Below are 19,382 nucleotides of genomic sequence, written 5' to 3'. Positions count from 1 at the left end.
CCAGATGAAAAGCGGATCGGGTCATTTTCCCACCTTCCACGCCAGGTCTTTCGGACCTTGGCCAACTGGTGATTTGATCGGTGCAAATTCCGGCTGGCTTTCTGCATCTGAAGGCGGTGCGGCCTTTTCGAGTTTGACTTTGAGGTCAAACCAAGCGGCCTGACCGGTGATCGGGTCGGAATTGGCCCAGCGCAAACCGTCGCCCTTTGCTGGCAGAAGCTCGTGGATCAGGTGGTTCAGCAGGAAACCCTTGGTGGCTTCGGGCGCGTCCTCCTGCAGGGCCCAAGCGCCTTTGCGTTTGCCGATGGCGTTCCAGGTCCAGACGGTGTTGTCGTTCAGTGCCGCCATTTCCATGACCGGGACCGTGATCTCTCCGTGCGGAGACGTCACCTTGGCCCAATCGCCGTCCTGCAGCCCGTGCTCGCGCACCAGCTTGGTCGGCACGTAGAGCGGGTTGCGCCCGTGCAATTGGCGCAGCCAGGCGTTCTGGGTGCCCCAGCTGTGATACATCGCCATCGGGCGTTGGGTCAGGGCATTGACGGTGAAGCCCTCGTTGCCAGTCTGATCGGTTTCGTACCAGATGGGCATCGGGTCCAGCGTCTCTTTAATACGCGCGCGCAGATGATCCGGCGGTTGACGTTCGCCATGGCCTTCGGCGGCCAGCTGGAATTTCCGCATCGGTTCGGAATAAAGCTGGAACAGGTAGGGTTGCGGGCTGTCATAGATGCCCATGCCTACGGCCCAGCCCTGATAAGCGGTGTTCCACGGCTTGTAGTAATCCGCACCCTGAGGGATGTGGGCCACGTAGAAGCCGCCGTTTTCGATGTAGCGGTTCAACTGGTCCGGGTTGACCTCGCCCCGACCTTCCTTGTCGCCGTTCTCGCCCCGGAACCCAGCCAGCGGGCCGATGCCCGGTTTGCGTTCGTGGTTGACGATGTAGTCGGCATAGTCCGTCCACTTGGCACTGCCGTCTTCATTGGTGAAGCCGGGCAGGCCCATGCGGTTGGCCAGATCGATCAGCACCGACTGGAACCCGCGTACGTCGCGATCAGGTTCGATTACAGGCCAGCGGATCGCGTCTGCGGCGGCTTCGGCCTCGCAGATTGGGCGGTCGAGCAGCGAGATGCAATCGTGACGTTCCAGATAGGTGGTATCGGGTAGGATTAGGTCGGCATAGGCGACCATCTCTGAGGAATATGCATCGGAGTAGATGATATGCGGGATGACGTAATCGCCGTTCTCGTCCTTGTCCGTCAGCATTTCCATGACACCCTTGGTATTCATGGTCGAGTTCCACGACATGTTGGCCATGTACATGAAAAGCGTATCGATCTTGTATGGATCGCCCGCATGAGCGTTTGAGATCACCATATGCATCAGCCCGTGGCTGGACATCGGGTTTTCCCAGGTGAACGCCTTGTCGATCCGCGCCGGACTTCCGTCAGCCTTGAGCGCCAAATCGTCCGGTCCCTGAACAAAGCCCAGATGCGGGCCGTCCAGCGGCGTGTTCGGGGTCACTTTGCAATGTGGTTTCGGGTGCGCCTCGACCGGTTTGGGGTAGGGCGGTTTGAAGCGGAAGCCGCCGGGAACCTCGACCGTGCCCAGCAGGATTTGAAGCACATGCAGCGCGCGGCAGGTTTGGAAACCGTTGGCATGAGCCGAGACGCCGCGCATCGAGTGCATGGCGACGGGCCGGCCGATCATCTTGGTGTGTTTTTCACCGCGGAAATCGGTCCATTCGTGGTTTAGCTCAAACGCTTCGTCAAAGGCGACGCGGGCCAGTTCACCTGCGATGGCACGGATACGCTGGGCAGGGATGCCGCACTGATCGGCGACATTCTCGGGGGCATATTCATCGCTGAGATACCGTTCGGCCATCAGGTGGAAGACCGGGCGGTGGGTGACGCCGTCTTTTTCGTAAGTGGCCGACAAGTCCGGGCGAACACCGGGCTTGTCAAAGGCAGTCAATTCACCGGTGACGCGGTCGATGACAAGCGGTTTTCCATCCTCATCCCGCAGGAACAAACCCTTGGTCGCGCCTTCGGACGCGTCGATCAGTACTGGTGCGTTGGTGTAGCGGCTGAGGTAGTCGAGGTCGATCTTGCCTGCTTTCATCAACACGTGGATCATAGACAGGATGAACAGCCCATCGGTGCCCGGTGTGATGCCGACCCAGTCATCCGCCACGGCGTTATAGCCCGAGCGGATCGGGTTGACACCGATGACTCGCGCACCTCGAGCTTTGATTTTGCCGATACCTATTTTGATCGGGTTTGAATCGTGGTCTTCCGCCACGCCAAACAACATGAACAGCTTGGTGTGGTCCCAGTCGGGTTGTCCGAATTCCCAAAACGCGCCGCCCATCGTATAGATGCCACCCGCAGCCATGTTTACGGAGCAGAAACCGCCATGCGCTGCGTAATTACATGTGCCGAAATTTTGTGCCCAGAAACTGGTGAAACTTTGGCTCTGGTCGCGGCCAGTGAAGAAGGCCAGCTTTTCAGGATTGTCCTCGCGGATCGGCTTCAACCAGCTGACGGCAAGTTCCAGTGCTTCATCCCAGCTGATTTCCTCGAACTCACCCGAGCCGCGCGGACCAACGCGTTTCAGCGGCGCCCGCAGCCGCGACGGCGCGTTGACCTGCATGATCCCCGCAGAGCCTTTGGCGCACAGGACGCCTTTGTTGACGGGGTGATCCCGGTTGCCCTCGATATAGGCGACTTTGCCGTCTTTCATGTGCACGTTGATGCCGCAGCGGCAGGCACACATATAGCACGTGGTCTTGCGCACCTCGTCCGAAACTTTCGGAGATGTATCAAGGATCGGCTGCTGATGGGTCATTGGCGGGTCCTGTCGGTTGAGTTGGGAAGAATGTGTCAGTTTCTTCCCAATTTGAGAACACTGTTCCGAGAAACGGTGCGAATAAGTGCGTTACGTCTTTTTGGCTTGCAGGCAGGTCACAGCGATCATTTGAGTCACATCCTCGGCGGAGCATCCGCGCGAAAGATCGTTGGCCGGTTGGGCCAGCCCCTGAAGCACAGGACCAATCGCGGTGTAACCTCCCAGTCTTTGAGTGATCTTGTAGCCGATATTGCCCGCATCGAGATTGGGGAAAATCATCACGTTGGCCTGACCGGCGACGGATGATCCGGGGGATTTGCGTTCGCCGACCGAAGGAACAAAAGCGGCGTCAAACTGCAATTCTCCGTCGACGGACAGCTCTGGTGCGGTCTGACGTAAAGTGTCCGTGGCTTCGATCACCTTGTCCACGTCCGGGTGTTTGGCGCTGCCTTTCGTCGAAAAACTGAGCATTGCGATTTTCGGATCGATCTGAAGAAGAGTCCTTGCCGAAGCGGCCGAGGCGATGGCGATTTTGCTCAATTCAGAAGCAGACGGATTGATGACCAGACCGCAGTCTGAATAAAGCATAGCCCGTGCGTCGGGTTGGGCATTTTCCGGAGGGTACATCAGAAAAAATGACGAAACCATTCCTGCATCGGGGGCCATTCCGATGACCTGAATTGCAGCACGGACAATATCGCCGGTGGTGTGCACTGCACCGCCAACCGTTCCGGTGGCGCGCCCGCTGCGCACCAGCATGGCGGCATAGACCGGCGCTGTTTCAACGGCAGCGCGAGCCTTGGCCAAGTCGACGCCCTTGTGTTTGCGCAATTCGTAAAATGTTTGGGTAAACTCCTCGGTCAGATCCGAGGTTGCAGGGTCATGCACCGCAACGTTCTGTGAAGGAGCAGCACCTTGATCTTTCAGGGTTGCTTCGACTTCGGCTTGCGGGCCAACCAGAATAACATCGGCCAGATCGGCCTTTTGGGCGGCAAGCGCCCCCGCAACAACGCGGGGATCACTGCCTTCGCATAAAGAAATCACAGGACGGGTGGCCGGGGCGCGCTGACGCAACAGCTCGATTGGTGTTTGGGTCATGCGCGCTGGCTCCTGTTCTGCTTAGACGGCTTGCTCGCGCATGTCGTCGGCGTCGATACCGGCAACAGCTACAGGCTTTTTCATCGCGTCACGGCGGAAGGGCTCACCCAGTTCTTGGTTGATCAGAGCTTCGATCAGAGTGGTGATGCCGTTTTTCTGGTCTTCAATCGCCTGGTTCAGCGCATCGGTCAGCTCTTCCTGAGTGCGAGCGACAACGCCTTTCAGTCCACAGGCCTTGGCGATACCGGCATAGGAAACCTGAGTGTCCAGCTCGGTGCCGACGAAGTTGTCATCGAACCACAGGGTCGAGTTCCGCTTTTCCGCACCCCACTGGTAGTTGCGGAAAACGATCTGAGTCACGGCGGGCCATTCCGAACGGCCAATGGCGGTCAGTTCGTTCACGGCGATACCGAATGCACCGTCACCAGCAAAGCCGACAACAGGAACGTCTGGCTGGCCGATTTTCGCGCCAACGATGGCAGGCAGACCGTAGCCACAGGGGCCGAACAGGCCAGGGGCCAGGTACTTGCGGCCTTCTTCGAAGGACGGGTAGGCGTTGCCGATGGCGCAGTTGTTGCCGATGTCGGACGAGATGATCGCCTCTTTCGGCAGCGCGGCCTGGATTGCGCGCCATGCCATGCGGGGGCTCATCCAGTCAGGCTTGGCAGCACGTGCACGCTCGTTCCAGGTGGTGCCCGGATCGTCGTCTTCGTGGGTCATCGAGGTCAGTTCCTGTGCCCATGCGGATTTCTTCTGGGCGATACGGTCCTTACGCTCTTGACGGCCTTCGTCACCTGCAGTTTCGCTCAGGCGAGACAGGATGCCGGTGGCCACTTTGGCTGCGTCACCGATGATGCCGACGCTGACGTCTTTGGTGAGGCCGATACGGTCAGGGTTGATGTCGACCTGAATGATCTTCGCGTCTGCCGGCCAATAGTTGATGCCGTAGCCGGGCAGGGTCGAGAACGGGTTCAGACGCGTTCCCAGAGCCAGAACAACGTCCGCTTCCGAGATCAGCTCCATACCGGCTTTCGAGCCGTTATAGCCCAGCGGGCCAGCAAACAGCGGGTGGTTGCCGGGGAAGGCGTCGTTGTGCTGGTAGCCAACGCAGACCGGGGCGTCCAGACGCTCGGCCAGGGCTTTCGACGCTTCGATGCCACCCTCGGCCAGAACAACACCGGCACCGTTCAGGATGACCGGGTTCTTGGCGTTCGAAAGCATTTCTGCAGCTGCCGCAACCGCTTCTTCACCGCCTGCGGGACGTTCGAATTCCACGATCTTGGGCAGCTCAATGTCGACAACCTGGGTCCACATGTCACGCGGGATGTTCAGCTGCGCCGGTGCGCTGGCGCGCTTGGCGTTCATGATCACGCGGTTCAGAACTTCGGCAACGCGCGAGGGGTCACGCACTTCTTCCTGGTAAGCAACACAGTCTGCGAACATGCGCATCTGCTCCATCTCCTGGAAGCCGCCTTGACCGATGGTCTTGTTGGCTGCCTGCGGAGTGACCAGCAGAACCGGAGTGTGGTTCCAGTAGGCGGTCTTAACAGCGGTGACAAAGTTGGTGATGCCAGGGCCGTTCTGCGCGATCATCATCGACATTTTGCCAGTGGCGCGGGTGTAGCCGTCTGCCATCATGCCGCCCGAACCTTCGTGGGCGCAATCCCAGAAGTTGATTCCAGCTTTCGGGAACAGATCCGAAATCGGCATCATTGCCGAGCCAATGATACCGAACGCATGTTCGATCCCGTGCATCTGCAGAACCTTAACAAAGGCTTCTTCGGTCGTCATCTTCATGTGAGTGCTCTCCAAACAAGTGGGTGAAACCGGGCAGATTGCCCGGGGTTTGATAAGGTTTTGGCGTATGGCCGCGACTGGCGTTAGGGCCAAAACGAAAGCCAGATTAGGTCCAGATGCCGCTTAGGCAGTCCGAATGGCGTCTGCGATCAGTTTAACGCCCGGCGCGATGCGCTCGGTCGAGATCGAGGAGTAACCGAGGCGGTAGAAGTTCTGAGGTCTGTTCCGCCCGGAGAAAAATGGTGCGCCTGGTTCAATATGAACGCCTTGGGATTGCAGCTTTAATGCAAGTTGGGTCGTGTTTACTTGTTCGGGTGCTGACATCCACATTGAGGACCCGCCAATCACGCCACGTCCGGCCACGGTCAGCCCGCTTTCTTCTATGGCTGAGTTCATTGCCGTACGCCGCTCTTGCAAAGCTTTGGACATGCGCCGGATCTGCGCGTCGTAGTGACCCAGTGATAGGAAATATGCTGCAGTACGCTGTATGTGACCAGGCGGGTGACGCAGGACCAATGACCGAAGTGCACGTGCTTCACGGATAAAAGGTTCAGAGCCGACCATATATCCAAGTCGCAAACCGGGGAACAGCGACTTGGAAAAACTGCCGACATAAATCACGCGCCCATCCCGATCCATGGATTTGAGTGCTGGGGACGGCGCACCTCGAAAAGCCATTTCAAACTCGTAGTCATCCTCGACAACCATCGCATCCAGTTCGTGGGCTCGATCCAGCAGTTGGTTGCGGCGCTCGATTGGCATTGTCGCGGTGGTCGGGCTTTGATGGCTGGGAGTCGTAAAGATGACATCGGCGTCGTCAGGGATCGCCTCAGGCGGAAGCCCGTTTTGATCGACACTCAAGGGCGTAACCGCGCAGTCCCAATGGTTCAGTAGACTCCGGAGCGCGTAGTAGCAGGGGTCTTCAATCACGGCGGAACGATTGTGAGTCAGCAAGATACGCGACGCCAGCCAGAGCGCGTTCTGCGCGCCCAACGTGATCAGTATTTCTTCGGGGCGGGCGGTAATGCCGCGCCTGGGAAGGGTGTGGCGGGCGATGAACTCGACCAGAAGAGGGTCATCCTGATCCACGTAATCACCGGTCAGCGAATCGAAGTCCTTGTGTCCCAACGCGCGCACGGCGCACAAGCGCCAGTTGGCGTGATCAAACAAAGTCCGGTCAGCCTGTCCGTAAATGAACGGATAGCGGTACTCGCGCCAGTCGCTGGGTTTTGGCAGTACGTTGCGGTCCAGAAAACGACGCGCCAGTGCTTTGTCCCAGTCAACGGATTCTGTGCCGCGCTGGACAGGAGAGTATTTAGGTGGGACAGGCGCGTTATGCGAAACGTAGTATCCGGATCGTCCCTTAGCGGTCAGGTAATCATTCGCCAGCAATTCTGTATAGGCCAGTGTCACCGTGATTCGACTGACGCCAAGGTGGGCGGCCAGTTTACGCGAGGAGGGTAGCTTTTCTCCTACGTGAAAGCGTCCCGACAAGATGCCTTCGGCAATCATCTGTTGGATCTGAGCCTGCAGCGTGCCCTGACCGTTGAGTTCAAGAAAGAATGTATCGACCGAAATCCCCATGCTTGCTTATAGGGTGGACCTAAGGGGTGTGCAATCTGGACTTACATGGGCGCGACGTATTTTCCGGGCCTGGGTTGACTAGAGGATTTATTTAAACTAAAAAACCAGAAATCTAGTTTAATGGAGGTGCCGCATGTGGGAAGCAGCAGCTGCCGGATTTTCCGCCATGGGTTCGGAGGCCCGGCTGAAGGTCCTCAAGACCCTGGTACGGGCTGGCGAGGCCGGTTTGACGGTTGGTGAAATACAGAGCAGGACGGGTATCGCCCCGTCGACCTTGGCCCATCATCTGCGGTTTCTCGCGGCCGGTGGTGTGGTTGAACAGGAAAAGATCGGGCGTACCACGATCAACCGGGCCAGTTACGATGAATTGAGAAACCTTGCGCAGTTCATTCTAAGCGAATGTTGCGCCGACGCGGTTGGAGAGGCTGCGAACGATGGCTGAATTAACACAAAACCCCAAAGTGACTGCCAAGGGCGTGATTGAACTGATCAAGACGCCGTGGGCATTGATCGTTGCAATTCTTGCGGCTGTGGCGGTCCTGGATCCAAGTAATCTGCGCGAAGTCATAACGTTTGCCGCCAAGGCTTTGGCGCATACAGGGCAATACATCCTGTTTGCCGTGTTGCTCTTGTCATACCTGAAGGCGACCGGTGCGGAAGTGATGGTGGCGCGCGCCTTTGAGGGGCGCGAGACCCGGATGATCTTTCTGGCTGCACTGTTTGGTGGGCTGGCGCCCTTCTGTTCTTGTGAGGTCATTCCATTTATCGCGGGTCTTCTGGCCCTTGGGGCGCCGTTGTCAGCGGTTATGGCGTTCTGGCTCAGCTCGCCCTTGATCGACCCGCCGACGCTTTTGATTACCGCTGGTGCATTGGGATGGCCCTTTGCCATTGGCAAAGCCGTCGCGGCCGTTGCTTTGGGCCTGTTTGGTGGGTTCGCGGTGCGGCTGCTGATGCGCCAGGGTGCATTTGCCCAGCCTCTGCGCGAATACAAACCGGCTGGATGCTGCGGATGCGGTCCAAAACTGGATGACAAGCCAGTCTGGAAATTCTGGCAGGAGCCCGAGCGACGCGTTCGGTTCCGCTCGGAATTCGCGCACAACGGCTTGTTCCTGTTGAAATGGCTGGCTCTGGCCTATGTGCTCGAAGCGCTGTTGGTCAACTACGTGCCTGCCGACCTCATCGCTGGCGCGGTTGGTGGGGAAGGTGTGCTGCCCATCGTTGTCGCCGCTTTGGTGGGAATGCCGGCCTATCTGAACTCGTACGTCGCACCGCCACTGCTGGCCGGTTTGATGGAGCAAGGAATGACAGCAGGGGCGGCCATGTCGTTTATGGTTGCTGGTGCCGTCAGCTCGATCCCGGCGATGGCCGCTGTGTGGTCGCTGGTCAAACCCCGCGTGTTTGCGACCTACCTGAGTCTTGGTGTGGGTGGTGCGATTTTCGCAGGTATCATCTTTCAGATGGTATAAATACAAAAGCCGCCCGGCGTGAGTGCCGGGCGGCTTTATTAGACGGGTTCAACCCATCAGTTGTCTTCGCACAGGTGTGGCAGTTTGAACCGATACCGGGCCTCGCCACTTTCGACATATACGCGTTTCTCGATACAAGCCGTTGTGCCCACGGTTTGGGAAATTTGCCCTTCGGTCGACGTGATTGACGTAGCAGATCCATCCGGCAACCGAACCGAGGCGATAACTCCGTTCTTAAGATCTCCGTTCACCGCAGTCGCAGTCAAAACCGGTACTGTCAGGAAGGCTTCGTGCTCGTGTTCACCTTCGTCGCCCAGCAGAAACAGGAACGTGACAATAGCGATCATGACAACACCGCCAGCCAAACCAAGACCCCAGGTTTTGAGGAAGGCATAAATCGAGACGGCGCGATGCGGGCCAAAAACAGCGGATAAAACGTTTAGCATGGCTAGTCCGTTAAAAAAGCCCCAGCCGTGACGGCCAGGGCTGATTTTGGATTATGGGCGAAGATCATCTTCGTCTTCTTCATCCGCCCCACCTTTGGGAAGGTTGAAGAAGCTGTCGGCATCGATGACCGGCTCTTCGTCTTTTTCTTCTGCTGGCTCGTCGGACAGCGAGAAGGTTTCGAGCCCTTCAATGGCTGTCGGAATCTTCGGCGCGGCATCCATTTCCAGAGACTGTTCGGTCGAGACCAGTTTGCGACGCTCATCATCGCTCATCACACCGCCTTCGGCTGCTTTCTTGGCGGCTGCTTTCTGAACGGCTGTGTCCAGCTCGGATTGTTTGCAAAGGCCCAGAGCAACCGGGTCGATAGGCTGCATGTTGGTGATGTTCCAGTGGGTACGCTCGCGGATCGACTGGATTGTCGGTTTGGTGGTGCCCACCAACTTGGCAATCTGGCCATCGCTGAGTTCGGGGTGGAACTTGACCAGCCACAGGATCGAGTTCGGGCGGTCCTGACGCTTGGACAACGGGGTGTAACGCGGACCACGGCGTTTTTCTTCGCCAGCGGCCGAAGGATTGAACTTGAGCTTCAGCTTGTGAAGCGGGTTGTTCTGCGCCGCGTCGATCTCATCCTGGGTCAGCTGGTTGTTGGCGATCGGGTCAAAGCCCTTAACGCCAGCAGCGACATCACCATCAGCGATGCCCTGCACTTCCAACTCGTGCATTCCTACGAAATCCGCGATCTGCTTGAAGCTGATCGTGGTGTTGTCCACCAGCCATACGGCGGTTGCCTTGGCCATAAGCGGTTTTGCCATCAGCCCGTCTCCTATACATACATCTGTCCCGTCGCCGGAATGCGGCGGCCCCGGGGATTTGGGGCAGGTTTCCGTTGTCGGGGAACTTGGGCCGTATATAGTCCCGCATGTGCAAGAAGGGAAGAGGCGAATGCGCTGGTTCGTATTGTGGGTCTTCAGCGCGGTTGCCGCGCTGGCCGAAGGCGAAAAGGCCGGAGACTTCGAGTACTATGTTCTGTCGCTCAGCTGGTCGCCCAACTGGTGTGCCCGCGAAGGTGATGCGCGTGGGTCTGATCAGTGCGATGCGCGTCATGATCATGGCTGGATTCTGCATGGCCTTTGGCCGCAATTTCACCAAGGCTGGCCGTCGTATTGCAGAACGCCGGAAGCACCGCCAACCCGACGTATGACACGCGAAATGGAAGATATTCAGGGCAGTGCAGGCTTGGCCTGGCACCAGTGGAAGAAACACGGCACCTGTTCCGGGCTGTCGGCAGCCGATTATTTCGCGCTGTCCCGGAGTACCTATGACGCGGTTGAGCGCCCGGAGGTCTTCCGTAAGCTGGACGCATCCGTGAAGTTACCCGCCGAAGTGGTCGAAGAAGCGTTTCTGAAGGCCAATCCCGAACTAGAGCGCGACATGATCACGGTCACGTGCAAGCAAGGCTATATCGAAGAGGTCCGCCTGTGCCTGTCGCGCGACCTTGATCCCGTGCCTTGTGGCCGTGACGTGATCCGCGACTGCACCGCAAAGGACGCTCTGTTCGATCCGATTCGTTAAAGCTTTTTGTTCTGACAATCGCGGGCATAGTCCAGTGCTTTGGCGGTGCCTTTGAGATCGATGGCCATGACGACCTCACCAGCCGGATTGTAGACGGTCATTGTCTTGTTCTGGGCGATTGCGTTGACGAAGCTTCTGTCGGTGAAAAACACGGTTGCGCCCGGCACGTCGCGCTCGTTGAACCCGATGGCCGTGGCATCATAGCTTTTGCCGTCCAGATCAAAGCGGATCGGATAGCTCTCACCCTGTTTAATGTCGCCCCACGCCTTGTTGTAGACTGCGAAATACCCGCGATTGCCCAATGCGTCGTAGCCCAACCTGACCACCGAGAGATCCTGATACACCGTCTGGATCAGACAGCCATTGCCAAGTGCTGGGTCCATCATGATGTTCCAGCCTTCGACGAAGCCCTTGTCGACAAGTTCCTGCGACAGGGCGGTGGTTGCAGTGAAGGTGGCGAAGGTGAGGGCGAGAAGGCGGGTCATAACGTATTCCAATCAAAGGGATCAAGTCTGAGGCATTCTACTACGCGCGCACGGAAGGCAAAGGCCCTTTTGCTTTTTAGCGACCTTTTTGACTCCGGGTCTTGATCCATGCGCAAGGGTGAACCCTGCTATGATGGCTTGGGAAGCAACTTGAAAACCGATCGCTGACCAATAGTTTTACGACTCAGCAGTTTAAGGAGCATTCTATGTCTCAGTTTCCGAGGACTTTTTCACATATCGGGTTGTCTGTTCCAAACGTGGACGAAGCCGTAAAGTTCTATTCCGAGGTTTTGGGGTTTTATGTCATCATGCCGCCTACGGACGTGGTCGAGGATGACACAGACATTGGCGTCATGTGCACCGATGTTTTCGGCCCGAACTGGAAGAAACTGCGTATCGCACATCTCGCGACAGCGGACCGGATTGGAATTGAACTCTTCGAGTTTGACGGGAATTACGCGCCCGAAAACAACATCGATTTCCGCAGAAATGGAACGTTTCACTTTTGCATTCAGGACCCTGACGTCGAAGGCCTGGTCGAAAAGATTGTGAAAGCCGGTGGAAAACAGCGGATGCCGATCCGGCACTATTATCCCGGAGAAAAGCCATACCGCATGGTCTATGTTGAAGATCCTTTTGGCATCGTATTCGAACTCTACAGCCACTCGTATGAGCTGACCTACTCGTCTGGTGCTTACACCTGACGCACTTGGTCACGTATCGGTTAAGCGTCGGGGCTATGGCGCAGTGTTCTCCCTGACCAATCAGGGAGCTTAAATTTCCTTGCGTGCCCGCAACGCGGCCGTGATTGTCCCGTCATCCAGATAATCCAGCTCTCCGCCAATCGGCACGCCCTGAGCCAGTGAGGTCAGGCGGACCTGCCCCTCCAACTGATCGGCGATGTAGTGGGCTGTGGTTTGGCCATCGACGGTAGCGTTGAGCGCAAGGATAACCTCTGTGATCCCTTCGGCCAGAACCCGATCCTTCAGGCGCGGGATGCGCAATTCGTCCGGGCCAACTCCGTCCAGCGCCGACAGCGTGCCGCCCAGAACGTGATAGCGGCCCTTGAACACGCCAGCGCGTTCCATCGCCCAGAGGTCGGCCACGTCTTCGACGACGCACAGCTCTCCGGTTGCGCGGTCCTCGCTGTTGCAGATGTCACAGATATCGGTGGTGCCCACATTGCCGCAATTCAGGCATTCCCGAGCGGTGATTGCGACCTGCTGCATCGCGTCTGAAAGGGGCGTCAGCAGCAGGGCGCGTTTTCGGATCAGGTGTAGCACCGCGCGGCGGGCCGAGCGGGGGCCAAGGCCGGGCAGTTTGGCCATCAGGTCGATCAGGTTATCGATGTCGCTGTTCGAACTCACGGTCTGTCCTGCTTTTCGCCGGAGGGAGCCTCCGGCGGGAGTGTTTTTGAAAAGGTGAAGCTTAGAACGGAAGCTTGATGTCTGCGGGCAGACCCATGCTCTCGGTCAGTTTTGCCATCTCGGCCTGCGAGCGCTCAGTCGCTTTGGTCTGCGCGTCCTTGATGGCAGCCAAAATCAGGTCTTCGACCACTTCCTTGTCGTCACCGTTGAAAATCGACGGGTCGATGTCCAGACCTTTGAGCTCGCCTTTGGCGGTCGCCGTCGCCTTGACCAGACCAGCCCCGGATTCACCGACAACCATCATGTTGTTCAGCTCTTCCTGCATTTCGGTCATTTTTGTTTGCAAGTCCTGCGCGGATTTCATCATCTTGGCCATGTCGCCCAGACCGCCAAGCCCGCCGAGTCCTTTCAGCATAGGTATTCTCCTGTGTCTCTGTTTGGTCTCTAGATACGGCCCGTCGAAGCGCGGCACAAGGGTTGTCCCGCCGGTCGGAGAGGTCTTTCAAACCACGCGGACGTCGTGCAAGCCGTCTGTCTCGGTAACCGAGCAGCAGATCGATTTCAGGGTTCTTGGATGGTCGTAGTCCCAGGGACGGCCGCGATGCATCGTTGCGCGCTCGTCCCAGATCAATACATCGCCGACGGACCATTGGTGCGAATAGAGGTATTCGGGCTGCGTGCAAAACGCGATGGCTTCGTCCAGTAGGGACTGACTTTCTTCATGCCCCATGCCTTCGATGGCAAAAGCGTGCGAGGCGATGAACAGGGCTTCTTCTCCGGTTACCGGGTTCGGCCAAATCGCGCGCCATGGGCGATCTGGCCATCGCGTCATTTTTGGCAGCGCAGCGAGGTCGGCTGAAATTTTTGAACGGGAATGCGACAACCGGTGCCAGATGATGGCGTCCCTAAGAACGGATTTCAGACGATCTGGCATATCCGCCCAAGCGGCGCGGGTCGATGCGATCTCGGTTTCGCCGCCGGATGGCGGGACGACTTTTGCCGTCAGAATATTGATCAGCGCCGGCGTCGGCAGGAACGTGCTGTCTGTGTGCCACAACATGTTGGCCTGCAAATCCAACAGGCGCAGATCGTCTTTCGCACGCAGCCCATCCTTGGTTTTGTTTGTCAGTTCGGGAAGCTGAAACTCAACATCGCGACCCGCTGCCATGGCTTTACGGTTTTCCAATGGCCCAAAAAGTTCGGCAAGGCGAATGTGGTCCGCATCAGATATCGATTGGGCCGGAAACAAAAGCACAGAGCGGGTTTCGAATGCGCGCCGGATTTCCGGAAAGTAACGCTGTTTGGTAACGTCGCGCAAATCTAGGTCGTGAACGACCAATCCGAAACGTGGGTGCAGTGGTGATGTTCGCATGAAATCCCTCCCTGACATCATGGAAGGGTGTACCTGTTTGAAGGGTCGATCTGCTTCGTTTGCGACACGGGATCGAGCGCTTTCGGGTCAGTCTTCTTCGAACGGGTCCCACTCATCTTCAACTTCAGGAAGCGCTTCGGTCTCGACCTGGGCGGCGCGTTGTTCCGGCGTCTCGATCTTTGTGATCTTTGCCTTGGGGAATTGCGCCAGCACCGCCTGAACCAGAGGATGCTTTTCAGCTTCGGCCTTCAAGGCCAGCTCGGCCTCATCTCGCACTTCGGCAATTGTCGGCGTATCCCCGTTCGAGACGATCGAGACAGCCCACCGGTTTCCGGTCCAGCGTTGCAGGGCAGAGCCCAGCCGGGGCGCAAGGTCTGTCGGTGCATTCGTGGCTGGGGTGAACTCGATCCGACCGGGCTGATAAGACACAAGTCGCACGCCGTTTTCCACTTCAACCAGAAGCTTCACGTCGCGGTTGGCGCGGATCAGTTCGACCACGTGCTCAAAGGTCGGGTACCGGGCCAGGGCCGTCTGAGCATCCTGTGCCAATGCGGCAACCGGCGCGCCGCTTGAACCACGTGGGGCCGAGGCGTATGTGGATGCGGGGGTGGCGCTGGCCTGCGCGGGTGTTGCACCCTGCCGAGACATCAAGGTGCCGCCGCTAGGTCCACCTGCCGGAGGCGGCGGGGCGTCCTGCAGCCGTTTGACCAGTTCTTCAGGGCTGGGCAGATCAGCAACATGGGTCAGGCGGATAACGGCCATCTCAGCGGCCATCATGGCATTGGGCGCGGCCGAGACTTCTTCGAGCGCTTTCAGCAACATCTGCCACATCCGGGTCAGAACGCGCATCGGCAGGGCCTCTGCCATGTGCTGGCCACGGCTCCGTTCGTCCGGAGAAACGGTTGGGTCTTCGGCGGCGTCTGGCGTGATCTTCACGACGGACACCCAATGTGTGATCTCAGCCAGATCGCGCAAGACAGCCAATGGGTCAGCACCTTCTGCGTATTGGCCGCTGAGTTCTGTCAGTGCGCCTGCGGCGTCGCCCCGCAGGATCATGTCCATGAGGTCCAGAACGCGGCCACGGTCCGCAAGGCCCAGCATTGCGCGAACCTGTTCGGCAGTGGTTTCACCCGCCCCGTGCGATATCGCCTGGTCCAGCAGCGAGGTTGCATCCCTTGCAGACCCTTCCGCGGAGCGCGTGATCAGCGCCAGCGCATCTTCTGCGATCTCAGCGCCTTCCGCTGACGCGATCTTTTGCAGAAGGCCGATCATATCCTCGGGTTCGATCCGGCGCAGGTCAAAGCGCTGGCAGCGGGACAGAACTGTGACCGGCACCTTGCGGATTTCAGTGGTTGCAAAGATGAACTTCACATGCTCGGGCGGTTCCTCAAGCGTCTTGAGCAGCGCGTTGAAAGCGCTGGTCGAGAGCATGTGGACCTCATCGATGATGTATATCTTGTAACGCGCGCTGGCGGCGCGATAGCGGACACTGTCGATAATCTCGCGAATATCGTTCACGCCAGTTCGGCTGGCGGCGTCCATCTCCATCACATCGACGTGGCGGCCTTCCATGATCGCCACGCAGTGTTCGCATTGGCCGCAAGGTTCGGTCGTCGGGCCGCCATTACCGTCGGGCCCGATACAGTTCATACCCTTGGCGATGATCCGTGCGGTGGTGGTTTTTCCGGTGCCGCGAATGCCGGTCATGATGAAAGCCTGCGCAATTCGGTCCGCTTCGAACGCGTTTTTCAGGGTGCGCACCATGGCATCCTGACCCACCAGATCGGCAAAGGTTTCCGGGCGATATTTGCGGGCGAGAACCTGATAGGCGGGGCTGGGCGTGTCGGTCATGTTTTCTCGGTCGGATTCGGTGCTTCGGCTCAGCGTAGTGGCCGCTGCCTTCCGCGTCCACCGCGAGGCGCGATGATTTTTGATTTAGATTCTGACCGGATTCGCACTAAGCTGGTCCAACAAAATTTATGGTGCATTTTCGTTAAGAGTTCTTGGTGGAGGACACTGGTTCATGTCGCAACTGGTTATCTATGCCCTGCAAGTCGCGGGGGGTACACTTGCCCTGACATCGATGCCCGGACGGGGCGGGGATTATGAAAGGGATCTGGATACGATTGCCGCATGGAAGCCGGGGCTGGTTGTTTCAATGACAACGGACGTCGAGATGCTCCAAAACGGGGCGCAGGAATTCGGCAGCGATATTCAAGGCCGCGCCAGCCGGTGGGTGCATCTGCCGATCGAAGACTTTGGCGCCCCTACGCCTGCAGTTGAAGAGGCGTGGCCCTCGATCAGCGCTGCCGCCCGGCACGCTTTGACGGGCGGAGGGCGGGTGCTGGTGCACTGTCGGGGCGGCTGCGGCAGGTCTGGAATGGTTGTCCTGCGGCTGATGATCGAATGCGGCGAACAGCCAGACAAAGCACTGGAGCGTTTGCGAGCCCTGCGGCCCTGTGCCGTGGAAACTGATGCCCAGTTGGCCTGGGCAGCACAGAATTTTCAGGCTCAAGTCGTATAGTCTTAGGCCGAAATCTGTTCAGGCGCGTGCACGGGTTTGCGAGGCCGCAGCTTTGCAACCTCGATCATCGCGCAGGGTGGGTCTGTAATGATGCCGGATGGCAAGGCGCTGAACGTGTTTCCAAAGATCAGATCGGCGTAAGCGTTCAGGTCCTGCGGCTCTGCTTCAGGCTGTGTATCGCAAAAGATGCGAATTCTGTCTGATTGCGCTCGGAAAGTTGCGTGGCATCCTTGCGTGCAATGTGACAATTCACTGCCACCTTCAAACTCGAACCCGTCGCTTGTGGCGGCTGTGGCCTGCTTCATCGCCTCGGAAATTGAGCGTGCCAGCCGCGCCAGGGCAGGGCAGGTTTTGCCCGTCCGCTGACACACCGTTGCACTGTATTCATGCGTCTTCGTCTTCCAGATCATCCTGCGCCCTCCGCGCGTGGTGGGCAGGAGAGTTGGGTCAGGTGGGACGGCAACGTGCTGTCAGGACCTGCCCGGACACCCCGCCCGAGTTTCGGTTTCAGTTCCGATGGCAGGTCTCCTGACTTGCGGGTCATGGCTTTGCCGACCTTCCCAGCCCTAGGGGCCAGTGGTGTTTTGGCATCGCTCACCGCTTACAGTTGCGGGGGCAGTCGCGGATTTGGTTTGCGCCCGGATGACCAGACTGAACCGCACCGTGTTCCCTTTTCATCCCGACCCCTTGTGGGGGACAGGAACCATCACACAATCGCTAGCGTCTGATCCGGTTCCGAGTCAAGCTGATCTTTTACCCCGACGTGTGGTCATGCTGGATGGGGGGAACGTTCCTCTTTAGTGTTTAAAATATTGAAGCCAAGCAATTCAGTTTTTCAGTGCAGGGTCAGGGATCATGTTGGACGCAGAGCAGACGGTGTTGGCTGAAGATTTCCTTTTCCCATCCGGGTCCACGACCCTTGCAGCACGGTTGTACCGACCGCTGTCAGAGCCTGAAACCGTGGTTGTGCTGAATAGTGCAACGGGTGTGCCGCGCGACTATTATCGCCACTTCGCACAGTGGCTAGCGGCCGAGCGGGGTATGGCGTGTCTGACCTATGACTACCGGGATTTCGGGCATTCTCTGACCGGCCGTATGAAGGATGCGCGTGCAACAATGGCGGATTGGGCTTTGATCGACATGCCAGCGGCGCGGGCGGAAATGCGCAGGCGTTATCCTGATGCGCAGCAATGGACCATTGGTCATTCCGTTGGTGCGATGCTGGGGCCTGTTCAGCCCGACATCGACCAAATCGATCGGATGATTTGCGTGTGTTCGGGGCTCGTAACCCTCAGTGATCACCCATGGCCTTACCGTGGATTGGCCGGTGTTTTCTGGTATGGACACGCACCGGTACTGGTCAAAGCACTTGGCTATCTGCCGGGAAATGCGATCGGGTTTGGTGCGGACTTGCCGGGCTCGGTCTACTGGCAATGGCGCGAATGGTGCACGGCTCCTTTGAATTATGTACCTGAAATCGGACAAAACCTTCCTGAGGCGCGTTGGGACGGCTCCGGTAGACCCGTGGATTTGTTCACTTTCGAGGACGACCAGATGGTCCCGCCCGAAGCTGTCTGGCGGCTTGCCGACCTTTATGGCGCCGAGGCTAAGCGGCACCTGCTTAGGTCTGATGACTTCGGATTGTCAGAGATTGGCCATATCGGAGCTTTTGCTCGGCGTAATGCGGCAGTTTGGCCGAGCCTGATCGCGTGATCAGGCTCGACTTTTGAATTACCGAGTATTTTTTGCTTAACGCCCTTTATGCAGTTTTCGATCCTTCATGACACCCCGCACCATCTTACCGAACGCTTTGTCCCGTGCCCGGGATTGGGCGACGGTTTCCGAGTTGCGCTGATCTTCGCGCCGAAGCTTTCGCCATCGATCCAAGCGGGCAGGGTCAAGCACGCCTTGTTTGATCGCCCGCTGTACAGCACAGCCTGGTTCGGATTCGTGCTGACAATCTGAAAAACGGCAGTTCAGGCCAAGTTCGGCGAGGTCCGAGAACACCTCGTCGATACCGTCCTGAGCTTCAAGCAGACGCAATGCGCGCATTCCAGGCGTATCAATCAGCCAGCCGCCGTTGCGCATCCGGTGTAACGCGCGCGCCGTGGTTGTGTGCCGACCGCGAGCGTCGTTCTCGCGAATACCTGACGTCGCCAAATCCTGATCGGTCAAGCCGTTGGACAATGTCGTCTTGCCAACGCCTGACGACCCAACCAGTGCTCCGGTCTGGCCTTTGGGGCACCAGGATAAGACCTTTTCCAATTCCGTTAGGTCTAGCGCGTTGATCGCCAGAACTGTCAGAAACGGGTCCAGAGCCTGCACCTGTTCCGAGAAACGATTGGGGTCATCCGATTGGTCAGCCTTTGTCAGGACAACAACCGGGTAACATCCTGCCTGATGTGCAAGTGCCAGATAACGCTCTAGCCGGGGCAGGTTGAAATCAGCGTTGCACGAACTGACGATGAACAGCACATCGACATTGGCAGCGATCAGTTGCGTCGCAGCGCCTGTACCGGCGGCGCGCCGGTGCAACAGGCTGCGCCGGTCGAGTAGATGTTGCACGCGATTGTCGTCGTCCGTGAGAACCCAGTCTCCGACGGCATAGCTGCCGGTCGATTGATCAAGGGTCAGCAATGGAGATTCGCCCTGCGGATTCAGCCCGATCAGGCGGTCCCTATGAACGGAAGCGATGCGAAAAGGCGTGCACGAAGGATGAGCCGCGTGTTGCGCGGCAAAGTGAGAGGACCATCCAAGGTCCGAAAGTGAAGAATTCATTGGTCTGCCTGTTGTCAGAAACAGCAATCCCAACGGATGGCGATCGCGCAT

Annotated in this window: 19 protein-coding genes and 1 riboswitch; of the genes, 6 read left to right on the top strand and 13 right to left on the bottom strand. The window is 58.1% G+C overall.

Translation table 11 applies throughout. From position 1 onward, the window contains the following. Positions 1-21: 21 nt before the first annotated feature. From GOV91_RS14595 to GOV91_RS14580, 4 genes are all read right to left on the bottom strand, one after another. A complete protein-coding gene (locus GOV91_RS14595) occupies positions 22-2,841 on the bottom strand; it encodes a molybdopterin oxidoreductase family protein (protein WP_171236047.1) in 2,820 nt (939 codons plus the stop codon). 90 nt (positions 2,842-2,931) lie between these two features. Further along, positions 2,932-3,939, bottom strand: a complete 1,008-nt coding sequence (gene pta / locus GOV91_RS14590; protein ID WP_171236046.1) for a phosphate acetyltransferase — start codon at positions 3,937-3,939, stop codon at positions 2,932-2,934. Positions 3,940-3,960: 21 nt separating this feature from the next. Continuing rightward, positions 3,961-5,736, bottom strand: coding sequence for a sulfoacetaldehyde acetyltransferase (xsc, locus tag GOV91_RS14585; protein ID WP_171236045.1), 1,776 nt, complete (start codon positions 5,734-5,736; stop codon positions 3,961-3,963). Between the two features lie 123 nt (positions 5,737-5,859). Continuing rightward, the gene (locus GOV91_RS14580) at positions 5,860-7,320 is read right to left on the bottom strand and encodes a PLP-dependent aminotransferase family protein (protein ID WP_171236044.1); all 1,461 of its coding nucleotides are present in this window, start codon (positions 7,318-7,320) and stop codon (positions 5,860-5,862) included. Positions 7,321-7,453: 133 nt separating this feature from the next. On the opposite strand from GOV91_RS14580, the gene GOV91_RS14575 reads away from it, so the two are divergent. Next, positions 7,454-7,762, top strand: a complete 309-nt coding sequence (locus GOV91_RS14575; protein WP_171180164.1) for a helix-turn-helix transcriptional regulator — start codon at positions 7,454-7,456, stop codon at positions 7,760-7,762. Then, positions 7,755-8,786, top strand: a complete 1,032-nt coding sequence (locus GOV91_RS14570) for a permease (protein WP_171236043.1) — start codon at positions 7,755-7,757, stop codon at positions 8,784-8,786. Before GOV91_RS14575 ends, GOV91_RS14570 begins: the two co-directional genes overlap by 8 nt. A gap of 56 nt (positions 8,787-8,842) precedes the next feature. Here the strand turns inward: GOV91_RS14570 and GOV91_RS14565 are convergent, their stop codons facing one another. After that, a complete protein-coding gene (locus GOV91_RS14565) occupies positions 8,843-9,232 on the bottom strand; it encodes a hypothetical protein (RefSeq protein ID WP_171236042.1) in 390 nt (129 codons plus the stop codon). Positions 9,233-9,283: 51 nt separating this feature from the next. After that, positions 9,284-10,045 (bottom strand): DUF1013 domain-containing protein, encoded by a 762-nt coding sequence (locus GOV91_RS14560; protein ID WP_171236041.1) that lies wholly within the window; start codon positions 10,043-10,045, stop codon positions 9,284-9,286. A 130-nt stretch (positions 10,046-10,175) separates the two neighbouring features. Here GOV91_RS14560 and GOV91_RS14555 point away from each other — a divergent pair, with 130 nt between their 5' ends. Continuing rightward, on the top strand, positions 10,176-10,805 hold the full coding sequence (locus GOV91_RS14555) for a ribonuclease T2 (RefSeq protein WP_171236040.1): 630 nt from the start codon (positions 10,176-10,178) through the stop codon (positions 10,803-10,805). On the opposite strand, the gene GOV91_RS14550 is transcribed toward GOV91_RS14555, so the two are convergent. Beyond that, the gene (locus GOV91_RS14550) at positions 10,802-11,290 is read right to left on the bottom strand and encodes a hypothetical protein (protein WP_171236039.1); all 489 of its coding nucleotides are present in this window, start codon (positions 11,288-11,290) and stop codon (positions 10,802-10,804) included. The two genes, GOV91_RS14555 and GOV91_RS14550, sit on opposite strands and share 4 nt — an antisense overlap. Before the next feature lie 206 nt (positions 11,291-11,496). On the opposite strand from GOV91_RS14550, the gene GOV91_RS14545 reads away from it, so the two are divergent. Next, positions 11,497-11,994 carry a lactoylglutathione lyase family protein gene (locus GOV91_RS14545; protein WP_171236038.1) on the top strand — a complete coding sequence of 166 codons (498 nt, stop codon included), beginning with the start codon at positions 11,497-11,499 and terminating at the stop codon, positions 11,992-11,994. A gap of 69 nt (positions 11,995-12,063) precedes the next feature. Here GOV91_RS14545 and recR read toward each other — a convergent pair whose 3' ends face one another. From recR to GOV91_RS14525, 4 genes are all read right to left on the bottom strand, one after another. Then, positions 12,064-12,657, bottom strand: coding sequence for a recombination mediator RecR (gene recR, locus GOV91_RS14540; RefSeq protein ID WP_171180150.1), 594 nt, complete (start codon positions 12,655-12,657; stop codon positions 12,064-12,066). A 61-nt stretch (positions 12,658-12,718) separates the two neighbouring features. Continuing rightward, positions 12,719-13,072: a YbaB/EbfC family nucleoid-associated protein gene (locus tag GOV91_RS14535; RefSeq protein WP_171236037.1), complete on the bottom strand. Its 354-nt coding sequence runs from the start codon at positions 13,070-13,072 to the stop codon at positions 12,719-12,721. Positions 13,073-13,159: 87 nt separating this feature from the next. Next, positions 13,160-14,029 carry a TauD/TfdA family dioxygenase gene (locus tag GOV91_RS14530; protein ID WP_171236036.1) on the bottom strand — a complete coding sequence of 290 codons (870 nt, stop codon included), beginning with the start codon at positions 14,027-14,029 and terminating at the stop codon, positions 13,160-13,162. An 87-nt stretch (positions 14,030-14,116) separates the two neighbouring features. After that, a complete protein-coding gene (locus GOV91_RS14525) occupies positions 14,117-15,880 on the bottom strand; it encodes a DNA polymerase III subunit gamma/tau (protein ID WP_171180144.1) in 1,764 nt (587 codons plus the stop codon). 172 nt (positions 15,881-16,052) lie between these two features. On the opposite strand from GOV91_RS14525, the gene GOV91_RS14520 reads away from it, so the two are divergent. Then, on the top strand, positions 16,053-16,553 hold the full coding sequence (locus GOV91_RS14520) for a protein-tyrosine phosphatase family protein (RefSeq protein WP_171236035.1): 501 nt from the start codon (positions 16,053-16,055) through the stop codon (positions 16,551-16,553). 2 nt (positions 16,554-16,555) lie between these two features. Here GOV91_RS14520 and GOV91_RS14515 read toward each other — a convergent pair whose 3' ends face one another. After that, positions 16,556-16,963 carry a hypothetical protein gene (locus GOV91_RS14515; RefSeq protein ID WP_171180140.1) on the bottom strand — a complete coding sequence of 136 codons (408 nt, stop codon included), beginning with the start codon at positions 16,961-16,963 and terminating at the stop codon, positions 16,556-16,558. A 90-nt stretch (positions 16,964-17,053) separates the two neighbouring features. Further along, positions 17,054-17,276: riboswitch (cobalamin riboswitch) on the bottom strand. A 132-nt stretch (positions 17,277-17,408) separates the two neighbouring features. On the opposite strand from GOV91_RS14515, the gene GOV91_RS14510 reads away from it, so the two are divergent. After that, positions 17,409-18,266 carry a hypothetical protein gene (locus tag GOV91_RS14510; RefSeq protein ID WP_171180139.1) on the top strand — a complete coding sequence of 286 codons (858 nt, stop codon included), beginning with the start codon at positions 17,409-17,411 and terminating at the stop codon, positions 18,264-18,266. 36 nt (positions 18,267-18,302) lie between these two features. On the opposite strand, the gene rsgA is transcribed toward GOV91_RS14510, so the two are convergent. Next, a complete protein-coding gene (gene rsgA / locus GOV91_RS14505) occupies positions 18,303-19,331 on the bottom strand; it encodes a ribosome small subunit-dependent GTPase A (RefSeq protein WP_171236034.1) in 1,029 nt (342 codons plus the stop codon). Between the last annotated feature and the right edge of the window lie 51 nt (positions 19,332-19,382).

This window comes from Ruegeria sp. HKCCA6837, from assembly GCF_013034475.1.
Lineage (GTDB): Bacteria > Pseudomonadota > Alphaproteobacteria > Rhodobacterales > Rhodobacteraceae > Ruegeria.
This window is presented reverse-complemented; position numbering and strand designations above follow the sequence as displayed.